Origin of the sequence: Weizmannia sp. FSL K6-0777 (assembly GCF_038593185.1) — a bacterium.
Classification (GTDB): Bacteria; Bacillota; Bacilli; order Bacillales; family Bacillaceae_C; genus Weizmannia; species Weizmannia faecalis.
The window spans coordinates 100,116-116,566 of record NZ_CP151971.1 but is presented as its reverse complement, the minus strand read 5'-3'; the positions used below and the strand labels follow the sequence as shown (position 1 = coordinate 116,566).

The 16,451-nt window shown below is 48.0% G+C and carries 12 protein-coding genes and 2 rRNA genes; 3 read left to right on the top strand and 11 right to left on the bottom strand.

The features are described 5' to 3' along the window. Positions 1-369: 369 nt before the first annotated feature. The 8 genes from ispF to NST70_RS00550 form a co-directional block, all read right to left on the bottom strand. Positions 370-846 (bottom strand): 2-C-methyl-D-erythritol 2,4-cyclodiphosphate synthase, encoded by a 477-nt coding sequence (ispF, locus tag NST70_RS00585; RefSeq protein WP_014096523.1) that lies wholly within the window; start codon positions 844-846, stop codon positions 370-372. Between the two features lie 2 nt (positions 847-848). Further along, on the bottom strand, positions 849-1,529 hold the full coding sequence (gene ispD / locus NST70_RS00580; RefSeq protein ID WP_014096524.1) for a 2-C-methyl-D-erythritol 4-phosphate cytidylyltransferase: 681 nt from the start codon (positions 1,527-1,529) through the stop codon (positions 849-851). 66 nt (positions 1,530-1,595) lie between these two features. Then, positions 1,596-2,681: a PIN/TRAM domain-containing protein gene (locus NST70_RS00575; RefSeq protein ID WP_014096525.1), complete on the bottom strand. Its 1,086-nt coding sequence runs from the start codon at positions 2,679-2,681 to the stop codon at positions 1,596-1,598. Positions 2,682-3,027: 346 nt separating this feature from the next. Beyond that, positions 3,028-4,398, bottom strand: coding sequence for a DNA repair protein RadA (gene radA, locus NST70_RS00570; protein ID WP_035182978.1), 1,371 nt, complete (start codon positions 4,396-4,398; stop codon positions 3,028-3,030). 232 nt (positions 4,399-4,630) lie between these two features. Then, entirely contained in the window at positions 4,631-7,081 is a 2,451-nt protein-coding gene (gene clpC, locus NST70_RS00565) for an ATP-dependent protease ATP-binding subunit ClpC (RefSeq protein WP_342475485.1), read from the bottom strand. A 16-nt stretch (positions 7,082-7,097) separates the two neighbouring features. After that, positions 7,098-8,165 carry a protein arginine kinase gene (locus NST70_RS00560; RefSeq protein ID WP_014096529.1) on the bottom strand — a complete coding sequence of 356 codons (1,068 nt, stop codon included), beginning with the start codon at positions 8,163-8,165 and terminating at the stop codon, positions 7,098-7,100. After that, positions 8,165-8,710 (bottom strand): UvrB/UvrC motif-containing protein, encoded by a 546-nt coding sequence (locus NST70_RS00555; protein WP_014096530.1) that lies wholly within the window; start codon positions 8,708-8,710, stop codon positions 8,165-8,167. Before NST70_RS00555 ends, NST70_RS00560 begins: the two co-directional genes overlap by 1 nt. Positions 8,711-8,729: 19 nt before the next feature. Beyond that, entirely contained in the window at positions 8,730-9,191 is a 462-nt protein-coding gene (locus NST70_RS00550) for a CtsR family transcriptional regulator (RefSeq protein ID WP_328228661.1), read from the bottom strand. A 513-nt stretch (positions 9,192-9,704) separates the two neighbouring features. Between NST70_RS00550 and NST70_RS00545 the strand changes: the two genes are divergently transcribed. The 3 genes from NST70_RS00545 to NST70_RS00535 are packed head-to-tail and all read left to right on the top strand — an operon-like array spanning position 9,705 to position 12,411. After that, the gene (locus NST70_RS00545; RefSeq protein WP_225620988.1) at positions 9,705-10,223 is read left to right on the top strand and encodes a DUF6431 domain-containing protein; all 519 of its coding nucleotides are present in this window, start codon (positions 9,705-9,707) and stop codon (positions 10,221-10,223) included. Positions 10,224-10,265: 42 nt separating this feature from the next. Continuing rightward, on the top strand, positions 10,266-11,618 hold the full coding sequence (locus NST70_RS00540) for a DDE-type integrase/transposase/recombinase (protein WP_014096191.1): 1,353 nt from the start codon (positions 10,266-10,268) through the stop codon (positions 11,616-11,618). Beyond that, entirely contained in the window at positions 11,611-12,411 is an 801-nt protein-coding gene (locus NST70_RS00535) for an AAA family ATPase (protein ID WP_168985736.1), read from the top strand. The genes NST70_RS00540 and NST70_RS00535 overlap by 8 nt, the downstream gene beginning before the upstream one ends. Here NST70_RS00535 and NST70_RS00530 read toward each other — a convergent pair. From NST70_RS00530 to NST70_RS00520, 3 genes are all read right to left on the bottom strand, one after another. Further along, complete coding sequence (locus tag NST70_RS00530; protein ID WP_342475481.1) at positions 12,372-12,845, bottom strand: DUF3969 family protein; 474 nt, start codon at positions 12,843-12,845, stop codon at positions 12,372-12,374. The two genes, NST70_RS00535 and NST70_RS00530, sit on opposite strands and share 40 nt — an antisense overlap. A gap of 299 nt (positions 12,846-13,144) precedes the next feature. Next, positions 13,145-13,260: ribosomal RNA gene (gene rrf / locus NST70_RS00525) — 5S ribosomal RNA — on the bottom strand. 242 nt (positions 13,261-13,502) lie between these two features. Further along, positions 13,503-16,435, bottom strand: a 23S ribosomal RNA gene (locus NST70_RS00520). Between the last annotated feature and the right edge of the window lie 16 nt (positions 16,436-16,451).

Here is a 16,451-nt window from a genome sequence, read left to right as displayed (position 1 = left end):
TTGTCTTATTTTATTGTATCACCGTCTGAAAAAGCCGTAAACCGGTGGCTCGTTCCGGCCCGGCGGATGAAAGATGTTTTACGTGATGTTAATCACACACCTTGCAGGCAAAATCTCTGCTGTTATGCTTGTTCCAGCAGCATTACGGGACCTAAACCGCCTGGCTTGTCCCGATCGCGCCCACTCTTTTGCAGCTATACCCCAACTATACTTGTTCCAGCGAAAAACGGGTTCCCGTAAACAGCCGCCCGGCTCCGTTACACCATTTTCGACGAAACATCTGCTGCCATACACCGGTTAAAAGGTTCTTGCAGGCAGTACGCGCCCTAAACTGCCCGGCTTGTTCCAGCACCCTTGCAGCCACGCCGGTTAAGCCTGCTCCAGCAGTACCGCCGCCTGCGCCGCAATGCCCTCTTCGCGCCCGGCAAAGCCGAGTTTTTCCGTCGTGGTCGCCTTGACATTGACCTGCCCGATCTCCGCTTCCAAAATGCGCGCGATCGTTTCCCGCATTTTCCCGATATAGGGCGCCATTTTCGGCTTTTGGGCAATAATCGTGCAATCAAGATTGCCGAGCTTGTATCCTTTTTGTTTCACAAGCTGAAAAACATGCGCCAAAAGCGCCGCAGAATCCGCATCTTTAAATGCCGCATCTGTATCCGGAAAATGCCGGCCGATATCCCCTTCCCCAATGGCCCCGAGACAGGCATCCGCTACGGCATGAAGCAACACATCCGCGTCGGAGTGGCCGAGCAAACCTTTTTCATATGGAATTTCAACTCCCCCAATCATCAAGGGACGTCCCTCCCCGAACCGGTGCACGTCAAAGCCTTGTCCGATCCTGAACATCTTCATCCTCCCCCCTGCTTTTTTAAAATCGCTTCTGCGAAATAAAGATCTTCCGGTGTCGTAATTTTAATATTATCATAACTTCCCGGCACAATATGTACAGGATGGCCGATCCGTTCGACCAGTGAGGCTTCATCCGTTCCGAGAAAGCCGTCCCGTTCCGCCGCTTCATGCGCTTTTTTCAAGACAGACGTGCGAAAAGCTTGTGGCGTTTGGATCTGCCACAAGCTGCTCCGCTCAATCGTCTCGGTTACAATCTGGTCTTTTGCTCTTTTGATCGTGTCTTTTACCGGAACAGCCGCTATCGCCGCCCCTTTTTCCCCGGCCATTGCCGCCAGCGCTGCAATGGATCCGGCGCTGATAAACGGCCTTGCACCGTCATGCACAAGAATGACACTGCAGCTTCCGGCAAGTTCCAGCCCGTTCCGTACGCTATATTGCCGTTCAGAACCGCCGCGGGCAAATACTATTTTTTCCGAGCGGGGCAAAATACGCTTCATCTCTTCCCTATCATGCGGCTGCACGGGAAGTATCAACTTTTTGCAGGACGGATCGGCCAAAAAAACTTCTGCTGTAACCGCAATGACCGGGCGCTTGTTCAGTTCAAGAAATAATTTGTTGAACCCTGCGCCCATCCGCTTCCCCGATCCGGCTGCCGGTATAATCACCTCATAATCTGTCAAATCCAATCTCCCCCGGCATCCTGTATGAACTTCCCGCGTCCGGCGCCGCGGGTGTTCCAGGCTGCATTATAACGCTTTTTCAAGCAGTTTCGGCTTGGCAAAAATCATCCGGCCCGCCGAAGTCTGCAGGACGCTTGTCACGAGCACATCAATGCGTTTGCCAATGTAATTTTTGCCTTCTTCGACAACAATCATCGTGCCGTCATCCAAATAGGCAATCCCCTGGTGATGCTCTTTCCCGTCTTTAATGAGTTGCACATTGAGCTCTTCGCCGGGGAGCACAACCGGTTTTACGGCGTTGGCAAGGTCATTGATATTGAGCACCTTGACTTTCTGGAATTCACATACTTTATTTAAATTATAATCATTCGTCACGACAATCCCGTTCATCAATTTTGCCAGTTTAATGAGCTTGCTGTCAACTTCCTGGATATCTTCAAAATCGCCTTCATACATTTGCACTTCGATCGGCAGTTCATTCTGTATCCGGTTCAAGATATCAAGCCCACGCCGGCCCCGGTTTCTTTTCAAAGCATCCGAAGAATCGGCAATATGCTGCAATTCTTCAAGCACAAAGAGCGGAATCACAATCGGCCCGTCAAGAAAACCGGTCTGGCAAATATCCGCAATCCGTCCGTCGATGACAACGCTTGTATCAAGAATCTTCACCTGTTTTCCAGGCTGCGGATGCCCTTCTTGCTCTGTCCCGCCTTTCCGTCTATGCTGCCGGTTGAAAAACAAATTGAAAATTTCCTCTCTTTTCTTAAAACCGACCTGAAATCCGATATAACCGAGCAATACTGTAAGTGTAATCGACACAATTGTATTGACAATCGGAATTCCCCGCACCGGAATGCTTGCCAGATAAGCAATAATCAGGCCGAGCACAAGGCCAAAGGTGCCGGAAAAAATTTCCGTCATCGGGACTTTTACCAGTGAATCCTCAAACCAATCGACAAAATCAACGATATAATGAATGGACCAGAAAGTAATAAGATAAAAGATAATAGCCCCCAACAGCGCTGAAACATACGGGTTGTTGATTAACACATAATCCACTTTCACAAGCTTGTAAAAATCAGGCAGCAGGAAAACACCGAGCGTGCCGCCAATCAGTACCAAACAAATTTGTATAAGCCGTCTTAACAACATGTTCACCTCCTTTATACATTATAAACAAAAAATATGGTTTAAAACGTTTGCCTTCGTATTTTTCCCTACCGAGCCAGTTAATCGCCGCGGTTTTCTCCGGGCATTTTCAGGCTTCATGCACATCCCCTGCTTTCTTTTAAAATTTGTATCCTGCCAGCCGCTGTCTTTTCTGTCTTTACATCATAACGGATCCTGTAAACGCAGATTTGCGGCAGTTATTTGCTTATCAAGTGGGTTCCGTTTTTTTCCACGCTTTCCTTCACTTCCCAGTGCCTTCCGCTTCCTCCGGTACCCTCACGCACTGATCCAAAGAACACATAGAAGGCACGGAAATTTGTTCCCTTTCTCATCCGCCGAGTGCCGCTTGCAAAGCTTCCTGGATTGTGGAGACGCCGATCACTTGAATCTCTTTTGGCGGCGTCCACCCGCCCATATTATTTTTCGGGATGATCGCCCGCCGGAAACCAAGTTTTGCCGCTTCCTGGACGCGCTGCTCAATCCTGGACACCCGCCTGACTTCCCCCGTCAGCCCGACCTCTCCGATAATGCAGTCATCCGCATTTGTCGGCTTGTCGCGAAAACTGGATGCCACGCTGACAGCAACTGCCAAATCCACTGCCGGTTCATCCACTTTCAGGCCGCCGGCGACTTTTAAATAAGCATCCTGGTTCTGAATCAAAAGACCGGCCCGTTTTTCAAGCACCGCCATAATCAGCGTGACACGGTTATAGTCAATCCCGGATGCCATCCGCCGCGGCATATTGAAAAACGTCGGGGCCAACAGCGCCTGGATCTCGACAAGGACCGGGCGCGTCCCCTCAATGGAAGCCACCACGGTAGAACCGGCTGCACCTTTTGTCCGTTCTTCCAGAAAAATTTCGGAAGGGTTCTGGACTTCTTCCAAACCGGATTCTTTCATTTCCAAAATCGCAATTTCATTCGTCGAACCAAAGCGGTTTTTGACCGCCCTTAATATCCGGTAGGCGTTATGGCGTTCACCTTCAAAATACAGGACCGTATCCACCATATGTTCAAGCACGCGCGGACCGGCAATGGAGCCTTCTTTTGTCACGTGGCCGACAATGAAGATGGCCACGTTTTTTGTTTTTGCCGTCCGCATCAGCTGTGCAGTCGTTTCCCTCACTTGCGACACACTGCCCGGCGCAGACTGGATTTCCGGATGGTAAATCGTCTGGATGGAATCAATGACAACAAAGCCGGGATTCAGTTCATCTATCGCCTGCTGGATCACGGAAAGGTCCGTTTCCGGCAGCACATAAAGATGGTCGGTATGGATGTTTAACCGATCCGCCCTTAACTTCGTCTGTTTCGCCGATTCCTCCCCGGAAATATACAGTACATTTAACCCGTGCTTTGCCAGTTGTGATGACACTTGCAAAAGCAGCGTTGATTTGCCGATCCCGGGATCCCCGCCGATCAAAACAAGTGATCCGGCAACAATGCCGCCTCCGAGGACACGGTTCAGCTCTCCAAAATCCACTTTTGTCCTTTTTTCTTCTTTAGACTCTATAGACGTAATAGGTGCCGCTTTGGTTTCATTTCCAGGCTCCGGATGTAAAAAAAAGCCCCTCCGTTTTGGCGTCTCCGCTTCCTCCACCATCTGGTTCCACTGGCTGCATTGCGGGCACTTTCCCATCCATTTTGGCGACTCGTAGCCGCAGTTTTGGCAAACAAACTTCACGGTTTTTTTTGCCATCTTAAACCCCTTTCCCTCATATCTATGTGTATAAGTGTAAACAAAGTATCTTGAAATTGAATTAAAATCGTATAAGAAACCGCCACATAGGTTGAAAGAAACATTACTCCTTCTTTATGTGTTGCCAGAAGCAATGTTATCCTAATCGCCATTGATTTTGGCGCGAAATTTTATATATGTGAAAAAAAGGGTACAATCGCCAAAACCATTGTACCCTTTCCTGCTTTCGGCATTAAGAATTGGACGATACAGCTTCCGACTCTGCCACACTGGCAAAAGTAAATTCGCCGTCTTTTACATCGACCAATACCTTTTGCCCTTCTTTTATATTGCCTTTCAGCATTTCTTCCGAAAGGCGGTCTTCGATGTTTTTCTGAATCGATCTGCGCAGCGGCCGCGCGCCGTATTCCGGATCGTAGCCTTTTTCCGCCACTTTTTCTTTTGCGGCATCCGTCAGCACAAGTTCGATATGATGCTCTTTTAACCGGTCCGACAATTCTTTCGCCATCAACGTGACAATTTCGTTCAACTGTTTCTTCTCGAGCGAATGGAACACAATGGTTTCATCAACACGGTTCAAAAACTCAGGCCGGAACGCTTTTTTCAGTTCCTCGAGCACTTTGTCCTTCATGTCTTTATAATCGGCCTCGACGGTATCCTGAATGGTGAACCCGACGCTCTTGTTGCGTTTTAAAGCATCTGCGCCGACATTCGATGTCATGATGACAATCGTATTGCTAAAATCAACCGTGCGGCCCTTGGAATCGGTCAGCCGGCCGTCATCCAGTACCTGGAGCAAAATGTTGAACACATCCGGGTGCGCTTTTTCAATTTCATCAAGCAGCACAACCGAATACGGTTTTCTCCGTACCTTTTCCGTCAGCTGCCCGCCTTCTTCAAAACCGACATATCCAGGCGGCGAACCTACGAGGCGGGAAGTCGAATGTTTCTCCATGTATTCGGACATGTCGATCCGGATCATGGCATCCTCATCGCCGAACATCGCTTCCGCAAGCGCCCGCGCCAGTTCTGTTTTTCCGACCCCTGTTGGCCCGAGGAAAATGAAGGAACCGATCGGGCGTTTCGGATCTTTTAATCCTGCCCGTGCACGGCGGACTGCTTTCGCCACTGCAAGTACCGCTTCTTCCTGCCCGATCACCCGGGAATGAAGGATCTCTTCAAGGTGCAGAAGCCTTTCCGTTTCGGTTTGTGCCAGTTTCGTCACCGGAACTCCCGTCCAGCTCGAAACAACAAGCGCTATATCATCGACTGTGACTTCACTGTTTTCCTGGCCTTGTTTTGCCTTCCAGTTTTTCTTCGTTTCCTCCAGCTGTTCGCGCAGTTTCTGTTCGGTATCCCTTAACGCAGCCGCTTTTTCAAATTCCTGGCTCTGGACGGCCGCATCTTTTTCCTTGCGTACCTCTTCCAGTTTCAATTCCAGTTCTTTCAAATTCGGCGGCGTTGTAAAGGAACGAAGACGCACTTTCGATCCGGCTTCATCGATTAAGTCAATCGCTTTATCCGGCAGGAACCGATCTGCGATATAGCGGTCCGAAAGTTTTACAGCGGCTTCGATCGCCTCATCGGTAATCGAGACGCGATGGTGTGCTTCATAGCGATCGCGCAGCCCTTTTAAAATCTGGATCGACTCATCAATCGTCGGCTCATCGACCTGGATCGGCTGGAACCTTCTTTCCAGTGCAGCATCTTTTTCAATATATTTCCGGTATTCATCCAGTGTTGTAGCCCCGATGCACTGCAGTTCGCCGCGGGCAAGCGACGGTTTTAAAATATTGGAAGCATCAATGGCTCCTTCCGCACCGCCGGCCCCAATTAAGGTATGCAATTCATCGATGAAAAGAATGATATTACCGGCCTGGCGGATTTCATCCATGACTTTTTTCAGGCGGTCTTCAAATTCGCCACGGTATTTTGTACCGGCCACAACCGTACCCATATCAAGCGTCATAACCCGTTTGTCACGCAGCGTTTCCGGCACTTCATTATGCACAATTTGCTGGGCAAGGCCTTCTGCAATGGCCGTTTTCCCAACGCCCGGTTCCCCGATAAGGACAGGGTTGTTTTTTGTCCTCCGGCTCAGTACTTCAATGACGCGTTGAATTTCTTTGCTGCGCCCGATTACAGGATCAAGGGAATCTTTCCGTGCGATCGCTGTTAAATCGCGGGCCAGACTGTCCAGTGTCGGTGTGCTGACGCTGGCCGCCGAACCGCCCTGTACGGACGCTTCACTGTTTCCCAATAATTGGAGCACCTGTTGCCTTGCTTTATTTAAGCTAACGCCGAGATTTGTCAGCACGCGTGCCGCCACGCCTTCACCTTCACGGATCAGCCCGAGGAGGATATGTTCCGTTCCAACATAGGAGTGCCCGAGTTTTCTCGCTTCATCCATTGACAGTTCAATCACTTTTTTGGCCCTTGGCGTGTAGTGGATCGTTTGGGAAATTTCCTGGCCGTTCCCGATCAGGGTTTCCACTTCTTCCTGGATTTTTTCGGCGCTTAAACCCAGGCCGTACAGCGCTTTTGCCGCGATGCCTTCCCCTTCGCGGACAAGTCCGAGCAAAATATGTTCCGTTCCGATATTGTTATGTTTCAGGCGGATTGCTTCTTCCTGGGAAAGGGCCAGCACTTTCTGGGCTCTCTCTGTAAATCTTCCAAACATCATCTGTCATTCCTCCTGTTCATTTGGTCTCCTCAAGCCTCAAACGTTCTCTTATCAGTGTAGCCCTCCGGATATCCCTTTCATACGGGCTGAGCGCTCTTCCGGCATAAAGCTGTAAAAAACCCGGCTGCATTAAAATCATCAATTCATTTAAAATTTGTTTCGAAATGTTTTGAATATAGCCCAGATCAATTCCCAGCCGGACATCGGACAAACAACGGGCCGCTTCTTTTGTTTCAATGATCCTGCTGTTTTGCAGGACACCGAGCGAACGGTAAACCCTGTCTTCTAATTGTATGTTTGAAGTCTGCACCAATGCTTCCCTTGCCGATCTTTCCTGTGTAATGATCTGCCGGATGACACTGGTTAAATCCGAGACAATATTGTCTTCCGATGTTCCGAGTGTCACCTGGTTGGAAATTTGAAAAATATTTCCGATGGCTTCGCTTCCTTCGCCATATATTCCTCTTACCACCAAACCAAGCTGATGAATCGCCGGAATGATTTGTTTAATTTGCTGTGTCAGCACAAGTCCCGGCAAATGCATCATGGCCGATGCGCGGATGCCCGTTCCGACATTTGTCGGGCAGCTGGTTAAGTAACCGAGCGTTTCATCAAAAGCATAATCGACCCAATTTTCAAGCAGGTCATCAAGCTGATTGGCTTTCTGAAGCGTTTCATGCAATTGAAGCCCTGGAGAAAGACATTGTATGCGTAAATGATCTTCCTCATTTATCATAATACTAATATCTTCGCCGCTTGACAAAATAACTGCCCCGTCACCCGCTTCTTCGGCAAGTTGCGGGCTAATCAGGTGTTTCTCCACAAGCACCCTTTTTTCGAGCGGTTTTAATTCGTCCATTTTTAAAAATTCAGCCTGCATTTCAGCCGGAAAATGATTTCGGGCGATATCCTGGATTGTTTTCATAATTTCCCTTGCTTCCTCGCTGGTAAACAAGGACGGGAACCGGTAATTTTTTAAATTTCTTGCCAGACGAACCCGTGTCGTCAGCACAATTTCCGATTCAGGCCCTTGCTCGTTCATCCAGGAGCTGGACGCTTTGTGCAAAAAATGTTCTAAAGACATTATTGTTCCCCTCCTTTTGCTTGAGAAGAACCTTCAAGTGCGCGAATTTGATCGCGGAGTTCTGCTGCTTTTTCAAATTCTTCCTGGCTGATGGCTTCCTGCAACGCCGCCTTTAATTCCTGCAATTTTTTCTTTGTATAAATGGCACCGCCAATCCGTGCAGGTATTTTTCCTTCATGCGCAACGTTGCCGCCATGAAGGCGCTGCAAAATCGGAACAAGCTGGTGCTGAAACGTCTCATAGCAATGCGGGCAGCCTAACCGGCTTGTGTTTAAAAACTGGTTCAATGTCATCCCGCAATGGTTGCAGCGAAGCACATCCGGGTCAGGTGCTGTTTCCTGTTTGAAAAGTTGGATGGCCGGATCAAAATTAAAAAGGCCCGCGAGCAGATTATCGAAGGAAAAGGTTTTCCCCCAATCCGATGAAAACTTTTCCCCCTTCTCCTGCGCGCACTTCTCGCAAAGATGGAATTCCGTTTTCACACCGTTTATAATTTTAGTAAAATGCATCGTTGCCGGCCTTTCATTGCATTCCTGGCAAATCACGGCATACTCACCTCTATTGTTACTTGTATTTTAAGGTCGTTAACATCGATTTCAACATTCTGGCACGCAGTTCATCCCGTTCCGGCAACTGGATGTAGAGCACGGAGCGGTCCATCACGCTGAGCATGATTTTTGCCTCCCGCCTTGAGATCACCTCTTCTTCAACGAGGCGGAGAATGATGGCTTCCGCATTCGACTGGGAGATGACATTGCCGATATGCACAAGCAGCTGGTCAATCAGTTCCGCATCGCTTTCAGGCCGCACTTTCATGATTCGGATATAGCCGCCGCCGCCCCTTTTACTTTCAACAATATACCCTCTTTCAATCGTAAACCGCGTATTGATGACATAATTAATTTGTGAGGGGACACATTGGAACTTATCGGCAATCTCATTGCGTTTTATTTCAAGGATTTCTGTTTCATTCAGCTCCAGAATCCGTTTCAAATATTCCTCTATGATATCCGATATATTTTTCATCAAAGCCACCTCCTGACACCTTCTTTTGACTTTGACTATATTTGACTTTAATTATACAGGATTCCTTACAGAAAATGCAACTAGGAAAACTGCCCCTTTTTTCAGCATTTCTGTTTGGGGAGACAATCGGATGTTCACGGACCACCCGATGGGACTGCGTGTGCAGCGAGCGGTAAAGATTAACCCAGACAGATTGCGGGTGCGGGTTCATTGGAGGTCAAGCGCTTTGAAAAGCTTTTACTGCTACGGCAGGACAAATTAAAAAGCCCTTGTGTCTGCGGGGACTATTTTTATGCTTTTATTGTTTCTGACATCCAAAAATAACCGAAAGTTGACGGTATTGCCTGTCCGGAATTTGACGAGTATAATGTCCTCGTATTTATTCTTGAGAAAGGAAAAGGACATCCCCCATGATGTATAACTGTACCATCAGCTATACGGGGAATGTCCCACCAAAAATAACGATTATGGTTATTGTATCAGATTATAAGCTAATTGAAAATACTCAACTTGGTGTTTTTGGTTAGGGGTGCGGAAAAAGTACCTTCCCCTTGTTGTGGTAAACATATGAAGGTTATTGGGACAAGAGATCGAAAAGCCATTGATAGATCTGGAAAGAAGCATATTTATAATATCAGACGTTTACAATGTGAACAATGTGGAAAGATTCATCACGAACTTCCAGAATTTCTGGTGCCTTATAAAAGATATAAATCGGAATGTATTGAAACGGTTTTGACTAATCGTTCCAATCATGATATTCCGGCAGATGAATCAACACTTTATCGTTGGATAGACTGGTTTTATTTTTATGTAGAATACTGGATCCATTGCCTTGTTTCCATTAAACATCAGACCAAACAAGATGGGGACGACCTGAAAGTTTTGCCCGAAACTTCGGGGACCGCACTCCAAAGATTAGGGCGATTGGTGGGCAATGCCTCCGGATGGCTGGCGCGTGTTGTCCGACCCGTTGTAAATTTTTATTTATGGGTACATACCCGTTCTGCATTCTTGTCCGGCGGGGGTTGATTTACACTCATGGTAGATAAATAGGAAAGGAGTCTATCATGAATGGATCACAAGAAAGCAGATGAAATGGCAGCCCAAAGGTTTCAACTCATTTCTCCATTATTGGCGGATGGATTGGATGCCGGAAAAGCGAAGGAATTAAAGGAACAAATTTGTAAGGCCTCCGGCCTTTCTGAAAGGACTATCAGGCGTTATTTAACGCAGTTTCGAAAAGAAGGATTTTCAGGATTGAAGCCCAAAGGAAAGCAGTCCCAAACCAAGCCTGAGGCAGTCCCGCCACATATCATAGAACAGGCCATTCTACTTAGAAGAGAGGCCCCCAGCCGAAGTGTTTCACAAATCATACAGATACTTGAATGGGAAGGTCTTGCAGAACCCGGGCAAATCAAACGTTCAACCCTTCAGGAAAAGCTATCAGAGAGAGGATACAGTTCCAGGCAGATGAGGCTTTATTCGCAATCAGGAGTGGCAGCCAGAAGGTTTCAAAAAAGACATCGGAATCAGCTTTGGCAGTCTGATATCAAATATGGCCCGTATTTACCGATTGGCCCAAATGGTGCCAAGAAGCAGGTATACTTGGTCGCCATTATTGATGATGCGACGAGGTATGTTTTACACGGTGAATTTTATCCGACACTTGATTCCCGGATTGTGGAGGATGCTTTTCGACAAGCAGTGCAAAAATATGGTGCTCCCGAAGCCGTTTACTTTGATAATGGCAAACAATACAGGACGAAATGGATGGGGAGAACCTGTTCAAAACTTGGAACCCGGCTGGTTTACGCGAAGCCATTTTCGCCAGAAAGCAAAGGCAAGGTTGAAAAATTCAACCGGCTCATTGATTCTTTTCTGGGGGAAGTCTCACTAGAAAAGCCGAAGACATTAGAACGGTTAAATGAACTGTTTCAAGTCTGGCTGACAGAGTGTTATCAGGAGAAGCCGCATTCTGCGCTTGGGGAAAAGATAAGCCCAAGATCGGCATTTAGGAGTGACAGAAAAGCACTTCGTTTCATTGAGCCAGATACGTTGGCGGATGCATTCCTGCATTGCGAAACACGCAAGGTAGATAAATCCGGCTGTATCAGTTTCATGGATCAAAAATACGAAGTAGGCCTGGCATTTATTGGGCAGAAAGTCGAAGTTATCTATGATCCTGCGGATCTGGAGGAACTCACCATTGAGTTTGAAGGGTATTCGCCATGGAAAGCTCATAAACTTGAAATTGGTGAAAGGTCAGGGAAAAGGCCACCCCTTCCTGATCATCTTCAGCCACAGGAAGCCGATTCATCAAGATTATTAAAAGCTGCGGAACAAAAGTATCAGGAACGACAGATGGAACAAACACCAGCCGTCTCCTTCCGGGCTGTATGGAAGGAGGACGGTGAGAATGTTTGAAGCCTTCTACGGTATGACTCATACGCCTTTTTCACGGGATATTCCGACTAAAAAGCTTTATGATTCTCCTATGATGCAGGAAATACTGGGGCGGTTAAAATATACGGCTGAAAGGCAGTTATTCGCGGTTTTAACAGGCGATTGTGGGACTGGGAAAACGACGACTATCCGTAAATTTGTTGACCGGCTTGATGATGGACAATATAAAGTACTGTACTTGTCTGATTCCAAATTAACGCCTCGGCATTTTTACAAAGGGTTGTTGGAACAACTCGGGTGCGAGTCTAAATTTTATAGAGGCGATGCAAAACGGCAGCTTCATCGGGAAATTGAGCTTATGAGAGGAATTCATGGTGTTCAGCCGGTAGTGGTCGTGGACGAGGCCCATCTTCTTGATCGGGAAATGTTGGAGGAAGTCAGATTCCTGCTGAACTTCAAAATGGATGCCCAAAGCCCTATGAGCCTGATTCTTGTCGGACAAAGTGAATTATGGGACCGCCTGCGCCTCCAATCCTTCACAGCAATCCGCCAAAGGATTGATATTCAATTCAAACTGGGGCATTACGACAGAGCTCAATCTGCAGAATATATTGCCATGCATTTACAATATTCAGGAGTAACTGAGCAAATTTTCACAGATGTAGCTTTAGATGAAATCCATCGTTTTTCCGGGGGAGCCGCAAGGATCATCAACAAGATTTGTACCCACTGTCTACTTTACGGAGCACAAAACAGGCATCGAATCATTGACGATCATATGGTAAAACGTGTGATTGAAGGGGAACTTTCGTGAAATGACAATGATTTAAATTTAAGTATTAAACTCATAGGGGAAGCCACAATAAAGCGCAAACTGGCTTCCCCCTTAATTGACAACAATTCCGTCAATTTCTGGACAAATAACACCGTCAATTTCCTGCCATTTTGGGGCGCCAGTAACACTTTTATTTCTCTATCTAACAAAAGAAGAACTCTATTTTTTAAATCAATTATGTTTTCATCTAACTTGTCAGGTAGTAAATCATTAATATCATCAATTTCTGTACCCAGTTCCAAAATTTCTATTAATTCATTTGAGTAATTTTTTTCCTTCAAAGAATCAATGATACGGTAATTAAAATATCTTTTCTCAGCTTCTTCTATCGAAATTTTCTTATTATATACAGCCTCGATTATACCTAAAACATTCAACAATATATCTTTTTCTTCGGTATTTTTATTAATCATTTTTTAACACTCCAGCCTTTCTTAGTTTTAACATTTTATAAAATCCTTGCATTTAATTTTTTCCGAACCTGTTAGCATCCTTGCCAAATCTAGGAATTTTGCTTATTCAGCAAGCCCTAATTATGCACAATTTTATTACCGCCGTCAATATATTTTTAAAATTTTTAAAAAATTATTATCAGGTTAGTAATATAATCAGATTCAAAAGGTAAATCTTTGTCGTTTTTCTTATGGAAATTTTTATATCTCCCTTATTTACACATTCAAAAAGGCCAGCTGATTCAGCTGGCCTTCTGTTTGCCCGGCAACGTCCTACTCTCGCAGGGGGAAACCCCCAACTACCATCGGCGCTGGAAAGCTTAACTTCCGTGTTCGGGATGGGAACGGGTGTGACCTTTCCGCCATCATCACCGGACCTGTATAATTTTTGGGATGTGTTCCCTGAAAACCGGATGGGAGAAAAAACTGTAAACGGAGAACGCGTTTCTAACTTTGAGAATTGTCTAGCTCCAGCGCCTATCGGCTAGCGTATTTCTGCGCTTTCTCCCTACGATAAGTCAACATCGGCTCGCCTTTAGGGGCTCGCCGTGTTTCCTTTATCTCAGTCGAAAGCTCCGAAATCCGTACGCCGATGACCAAGGCGCTTCCGCTTTTCTATTGGTTAAGTCCTCGATCGATTAGTATCCGTCAGCTCCACGCGTCGCCGCGCTTCCACCCCGGACCTATCAACCTGATCATCTTTCAGGGATCTTACCAGTATAAACTGTGGGAAATCTCATCTTGAGGGGGGCTTCATGCTTAGATGCTTTCAGCACTTATCCCTTCCGCACATAGCTACCCAGCGATGCCTTTGGCAAGACAACTGGTACACCAGCGGTGCGTCCATCCCGGTCCTCTCGTACTAAGGACAGCTCCTCTCAAATTTCCTGCGCCCGCGACGGATAGGGACCGAACTGTCTCACGACGTTCTGAACCCAGCTCGCGTACCGCTTTAATGGGCGAACAGCCCAACCCTTGGGACCGACTACAGCCCCAGGATGCGATGAGCCGACATCGAGGTGCCAAACCTCCCCGTCGATGTGGACTCTTGGGGGAGATCAGCCTGTTATCCCCAGGGTAGCTTTTATCCGTTGAGCGATGGCCCTTCCATGCGGAACCACCGGATCACTAAGCCCGACTTTCGTCCCTGCCCGACTTGTAAGTCTCGCAGTCAAGCTCCCTTATGCCTTTACACTCTGCGAATGATTTCCAACCATTCTGAGGGAACCTTTGGGCGCCTCCGTTACCTTTTAGGAGGCGACCGCCCCAGTCAAACTGCCTGCCTGACACTGTCTCCCACCCCGGTAAGGGGTGCGGGTTAGAATTTCAATACAGCCAGGGTAGTATCCCACCGATGCCTCCGCCGAAGCTGGCGCTCCGGTTTCCAAGGCTCCTACCTATCCTGTACAAGCTGTACCAAAATTCAATATCAGGCTGCAGTAAAGCTCCATGGGGTCTTTCCGTCCTGTCGCGGGTAACCTGCATCTTCACAGGTACTATAATTTCACCGAGTCTCTCGTTGAGACAGTGCCCAGATCGTTACACCTTTCGTGCGGGTCAGAACTTACCTGACAAGGAATTTCGCTACCTTAGGACCGTTATAGTTACGGCCGCCGTTTACTGGGGCTTCAGTTCAGAGCTTCGCCTGACGGCTAACCCCTCTCCTTAACCTTCCAGCACCGGGCAGGTGTCAGCCCCTATACTTCGCCTTGCGGCTTCGCAGAGACCTGTGTTTTTGCTAAACAGTCGCCTGGGCCTATTCACTGCGGCTTCCCGGGGCATACACCCCAAAAAGCACCCCTTCTCCCGAAGTTACGGGGTCATTTTGCCGAGTTCCTTAACGAGAGTTCTCTCGCTCACCTTAGGATTCTCTCCTCGCCTACCTGTGTCGGTTTGCGGTACGGGCGCCTTTCACCTCACTAGAGGCTTTTCTTGGCAGTGTGGAATCAGGAACTTCGGTACTAAAATTTCCCTCGCCATCACAGCTCCGCCTTGGCGCGAAGGATTTGCCTCCGCACCGGCCTAACTGCTTGGACGCGATCAACCAGTGTCGCGCTTGCCCTATCCTCCTGCGTCCCCCCATCGTTCAAACGGTGAAGAGGCGGTACAGGAATATCAACCTGTTGTCCATCGCCTACGCCTTTCGGCCTCGGCTTAGGCCCCGACTAACCCTGAGCGGACGAGCCTTCCTCAGGAAACCTTAGGCATTCGGTGGAAGGGATTCTCACCCTTCTTTCGCTACTCATACCGGCATTCTCACTTCTAAGCGCTCCACCGGTCCTTCCGGTCCGGCTTCAACGCCCTTAGAACGCTCTCCTACCACGGACACCAAATGGTGTCCATCCGCAGCTTCGGTGATACGTTTAGCCCCGGTACATTTTCGGCGCAGCGTCACTCGACCAGTGAGCTATTACGCACTCTTTGAATGATGGCTGCTTCTAAGCCAACATCCTGGTTGTCTAAGCAACGCCACATCCTTTTCCACTTAACGTATACTTTGGGACCTTAGCTGGCGGTCTGGGCTGTTTCCCTTTCGACCATGGATCTTATCACTCACAGTCTGACTCCCAAGCATAAGTTTTTGGCATTCGGAGTTTGTCTGAATTCGGTAACCCGATGAGGGCCCCTCGTCCAAACAGTGCTCTACCTCCAAAACTCTTCGCTTGAGGCTAGCCCTAAAGCTATTTCGGAGAGAACCAGCTATCTCCAAGTTCGATTGGAATTTCTCCGCTACCCACACCTCATCCCCGCACTTTTCAACGTGCGTGGGTTCGGGCCTCCAGCAAGTGTTACCTTGCCTTCACCCTGGACATGGGTAGATCACCTGGTTTCGGGTCTGCGGCCTCATACTCTTTCGCCCTGTTCAGACTCGCTTTCGCTGCGGCTCCGCTTCTTCAGCTTAACCTTGCATGAGACCGTAACTCGCCGGTTCATTCTACAAAAGGCACGCCATCACCCGTTAACGGGCTCTGACTACTTGTAGGCACACGGTTTCAGGATCTCTTTCACTCCCCTCCCGGGGTGCTTTTCACCTTTCCCTCACGGTACTGGTTCACTATCGGTCACTAGGGAGTATTTAGCCTTGGGAGATGGTCCTCCCGGATTCCGGCGGGATTCCTCGTGTCCCGCCGTACTCAGGATCCACTCGGGAGAGAACGAAGTGTCAGTTACAGGGCTTTTACCTTCTCCGGCAGGCCTTTCCAGGCCGCTTCACTTAACCTGTTCTTTTGTAACTCCCATATGAGTGTCCTACAACCCCGGAAGGCAAGCCTTCCGGTTTGGGCTGTTTCCTGTTCGCTCGCCGCTACTTGGGAAATCGCAATTGCTTTCTCTTCCTCCGGGTACTGAGATGTTTCAGTTCCCCGGGTGTGCCCTTCCTGCCCTATGGATTCAGGCAGGAATCCTGTCCGATTAAAGACAGGGGGTTTCCCCATTCGGAAATCTCCGGATCAAAGCTTACGTACAGCTCCCCGGAGCATATCGGTGTTTGTACCGTCCTTCATCGGCTCCTAGTGCCAAGGCATTCACCGTGCGCCCTTTCTAACTTAACCATAAAAAGGTTTAAAT

What these genes read in the sequence shown, in the direction of transcription:
- ispF (WP_014096523.1), bottom strand. Translation starts at nt 846, where the DNA reads ATGTTCAGGATCGGACAAGGCTTTGACGTGCACCGGTTCGGGGAGGGA.
- NST70_RS00575 (WP_014096525.1), bottom strand. Translation starts at nt 2,681, where the DNA reads ATGTTGTTAAGACGGCTTATACAAATTTGTTTGGTACTGATTGGCGGC.
- radA (WP_035182978.1), bottom strand. Translation starts at nt 4,398, where the DNA reads ATGGCAAAAAAAACCGTGAAGTTTGTTTGCCAAAACTGCGGCTACGAG.
- clpC (WP_342475485.1), bottom strand. Translation starts at nt 7,081, where the DNA reads ATGATGTTTGGAAGATTTACAGAGAGAGCCCAGAAAGTGCTGGCCCTT.
- NST70_RS00560 (WP_014096529.1), bottom strand. Translation starts at nt 8,165, where the DNA reads ATGTCTTTAGAACATTTTTTGCACAAAGCGTCCAGCTCCTGGATGAAC.
- NST70_RS00550 (WP_328228661.1), bottom strand. Translation starts at nt 9,191, where the DNA reads ATGAAAAATATATCGGATATCATAGAGGAATATTTGAAACGGATTCTG.
- NST70_RS00540 (WP_014096191.1), top strand. Translation starts at nt 10,266, where the DNA reads ATGGATCACAAGAAAGCAGATGAAATGGCAGCCCAAAGGTTTCAACTC.
- NST70_RS00535 (WP_168985736.1), top strand. Translation starts at nt 11,611, where the DNA reads ATGTTTGAAGCCTTCTACGGTATGACTCATACGCCTTTTTCACGGGAT.
- NST70_RS00530 (WP_342475481.1), bottom strand. Translation starts at nt 12,845, where the DNA reads ATGATTAATAAAAATACCGAAGAAAAAGATATATTGTTGAATGTTTTA.